At 43.2% G+C, this 2,988-nt stretch carries 3 protein-coding genes; 2 read left to right on the top strand and 1 reads right to left on the bottom strand.

Annotated elements, in window-relative coordinates; all coding sequences use genetic code 11:
• Positions 1-165: 165 nt before the first annotated feature.
• Both Q0Y54_RS12475 and Q0Y54_RS12470 read left to right on the top strand, forming a co-directional pair.
• Entirely contained in the window at positions 166-603 is a 438-nt protein-coding gene (locus Q0Y54_RS12475) for a Fur family transcriptional regulator (protein ID WP_297968607.1), read from the top strand.
• A 174-nt stretch (positions 604-777) separates the two neighbouring features.
• A complete protein-coding gene (locus Q0Y54_RS12470; RefSeq protein ID WP_297968609.1) occupies positions 778-1,644 on the top strand; it encodes a metal ABC transporter substrate-binding protein in 867 nt (288 codons plus the stop codon).
• A gap of 102 nt (positions 1,645-1,746) precedes the next feature.
• Here Q0Y54_RS12470 and Q0Y54_RS12465 read toward each other — a convergent pair whose 3' ends face one another.
• On the bottom strand, positions 1,747-2,730 hold the full coding sequence (locus Q0Y54_RS12465) for a YeiH family protein (protein ID WP_297968604.1): 984 nt from the start codon (positions 2,728-2,730) through the stop codon (positions 1,747-1,749).
• Positions 2,731-2,988 lie beyond the last annotated feature (258 nt).

The raw sequence follows: 2,988 nt of genomic DNA, 5'->3' as shown, positions 1-2,988 counted from the left end.
TAATTGGAAGATTTTTCTTCTAAAGAAGAAAAATTTGAACAATGGCGTTATAATTCCATTCTTCAAATTATTCTACATTTGAAGAATATTGACATGGAAATTTTATTGTAATAGTATAACTTACGATGATTTACAACTTTTAGGTTTCTACGAGGTGATTGAACCATGACACCAAAGCAACTGCCACTGGACCGGCTTAGGGCCAAGGGCTACAAAATAACACCACAACGGCGCGCTGTTCTGCAGGCATTGGCAGCCTGCCCACCCTTCACCACGGCACAGCAAATCCGCGATGAAGTGCAAAAGCAGCAGCCGGATGTATCCCTGGACACCGTGTACAGAAACCTTGCCCTGCTGACAGAGCTGGATATAGTACACGAAATATTCCGCAGCTCAGGCAATGTATATGAGCTGGCAGACGCCAATCACCATCACCATCATCTGGTGTGTACAGAATGTGGCCATACGGAATGTATCGACATATGCCCAATGATCAATTCCTATCAGCAGGAAGCAGACAAAAAGGGCTTTAAAATTACTGGCCACGTTTTCGAGCTGTATGGACTATGCAGGGAATGTCAAAAGAAAAAATCCAAAAAATAATCAACATAAAAGACAAATGTGATAATAATTATTGTATTACTCACTCTTGTCTTTTTTCTTTATTGTGGTATAATCGTAAATAGTAATATTACTATTTACATATTTTCTTTATAGGAGGTAATCATTTTGAATATTAAACCGCTCTTATTATGTCTAATAGCCGCCCTGGGCCTTATGCTTACCGGCTGCGGCTCCAACGCCGCCAATACCTCATCAGAAGGCTCCGACAGCCGGGACGGCTCTGTGCGGATTGTCACCACCTTTTATCCTATGTATATTGACGCCATAAACATTGCCAATGGTATTGATGGTGTCACGGTCACCAACATGACCAAGCCCCAGACCGGCTGTCTGCATGACTATCAGCTGACCACGGCGGACATGAAGACTCTGGAAAAGGCGGATATTTTAATCGCCAACGGTGCCGGAATGGAAAGCTTTTTGGACAAGGTTATCAAGGAGCAGAAAAAGCTTACGGTAATCGACGCCTCAAAGGACATGGAATTACTGGAAGCTGGCGGTGAAAAAAATCCCCACCTCTGGCTAAGTGTTACTGCCGACATTCAGCAGGTGAAAAATATCACGGAGCAGCTGAAAAAGGCTGACCATAAGCATGCCGATGCTTATCAGGCCAATGCTGACGCGTATATTCAGAAGCTGGAGGCCCTGAAAAGGGAAATGCACGATACCCTTGATAAGGTTCCCCACAAGGATATTGTTACCTTCCACGAGGCCTTCCCATATTTTGCCAAGGAATTTGGCCTGAATATTATTGCCGTTGTGGAGCGTGAACCAGGCAGCGAACCAACCCCCAGCGAGCTGCAGGAGGTAATCCGGCAGATAAAGCCGCTGTCCACCAAGGTTTTGTTCACCGAGCCGCAGTATTCCCCAAGTGCAGCCCAGACCATTGCCCGGGAAACCGGAGCCAAAATTTATACCCTGGACCCTGTGGTAACCGGTGAAGCCAATCCAGAGGCCATGGAGGCTTATCTGGTAACCATGCGCAAGAACATGAATACCCTGAAGGAAGCCCTTCAGTAATATTTAGTATTATTAAAACATTAAAATAGCACCTATCATCACACTTATATGATGGTAGGTGTTATTTTTATTTGTCTAAACTTTTTAAAATCAACAAACGGATTACAAGATCCCCACCACATATTGGACGGCAAGAGACATACAGGCCACAGCCACCCAGCAGCAAAATCCTAGGAAAATTGGACGCACGCCGTTACGCAAAAGTTCCATTATTTTTGTATTGAGGCCTATGGCACACATAGCCAACACAATACAGAATTTTCCCACAGTCCCCAAGGCGTGGGAGAGAACTTCGGGCAATATGCCGGTGGTATTTACTATGGAAGCAACCACAAACCACATAATGAAAAAAGGAAAAATTTTAGCCAACTTAAATCCTTGTCCCTGACTGTTTCTTTCAAGGGCAGTGAGCCACGCAAAAATGAGGCACACCGGTACTATCATTAATGCTCTTGTGAGTTTAACGATAGTGGCAAATGCCCCCGCCTCTTCACTATAGGAATACCCAGCCGCCACCACAGAAGAAGTATCATTAACTGCCGTTCCGGCCCACATTCCAAAACCAAAATCCGACATATTCATAACATGACCCAAAAATGGAAAAATGAATACTGCCAAAACATTGAAAAGAAAAATTGTAGAAATAGAAAAAGCAATATCCTTATCCTTGGCACCAATGACCGGGGCCACCGCTGCAATAGCTGATCCCCCGCAAATAGCTGTACCGGCACCAATAAGGGTAGTGGTATTTTTCTCCAGCTTCAGCATTTTTCCTGCCCCCCAAGCCACAACAAAGGCGGTAAGCAGTGTAAAAATCATAACAGATAAAGACCTGGAGCCCACATTAAGTACATGAAAAAGATTCATTTCAAAGCCAAGAAGTATTATGGAATATTGAAGGATTTTCTTCCCGGTAAAGGCTATGCCCACTTCCATCGATTTAGGCCGCCTTAATGATGCAAACATCATTCCCAATAGTATTCCAAACACAGGTCCCCCCACTGTGGGAAACGCCTGCCCCAAAAACCAAGCTGGTATAGCGAAAATCAACGCAAATAAAATACCCTTAATGTGTTCTTGTTTCATGCAACTATCCTCCACAGAATAAATTCTTAATTGACAAGAAATATATTATCATTAAGGGCATTATATGAAAAATACTATTGTCTTATTATTTATATAGGTTTTTGCCTATGTATTTTGTTTTCCAGCCAGGCAGCACCCTTCTTGCCGAAAAACAAATATTTGTCATTCATTTCCTCTTCATCGGCATACAGCGAAGGATCAGTAACTCAACTTTCCCAGCATAAATTCTGGAACAATTCCTTAATATACCTGCTCTGA

Source organism: uncultured Anaerovibrio sp. (assembly GCF_947302755.1).
Classification (GTDB): Bacteria; Bacillota; Negativicutes; order Selenomonadales; family Selenomonadaceae; genus Anaerovibrio.
The sequence above is the reverse complement of the archived record's forward strand: the minus strand, read 5'-3'. Positions and strand labels throughout refer to the sequence as shown.

Excerpts from the sequence above, each read along its gene's own strand:
- Q0Y54_RS12475 (WP_297968607.1), top strand. The coding sequence starts at position 166 with ATGACACCAAAGCAACTGCCACTGGACCGGCTTAGGGCCAAGGGCTAC.
- Q0Y54_RS12470 (WP_297968609.1), top strand. The coding sequence starts at position 778 with ATGCTTACCGGCTGCGGCTCCAACGCCGCCAATACCTCATCAGAAGGC.
- Q0Y54_RS12465 (WP_297968604.1), bottom strand. The coding sequence starts at position 2,730 with ATGAAACAAGAACACATTAAGGGTATTTTATTTGCGTTGATTTTCGCT.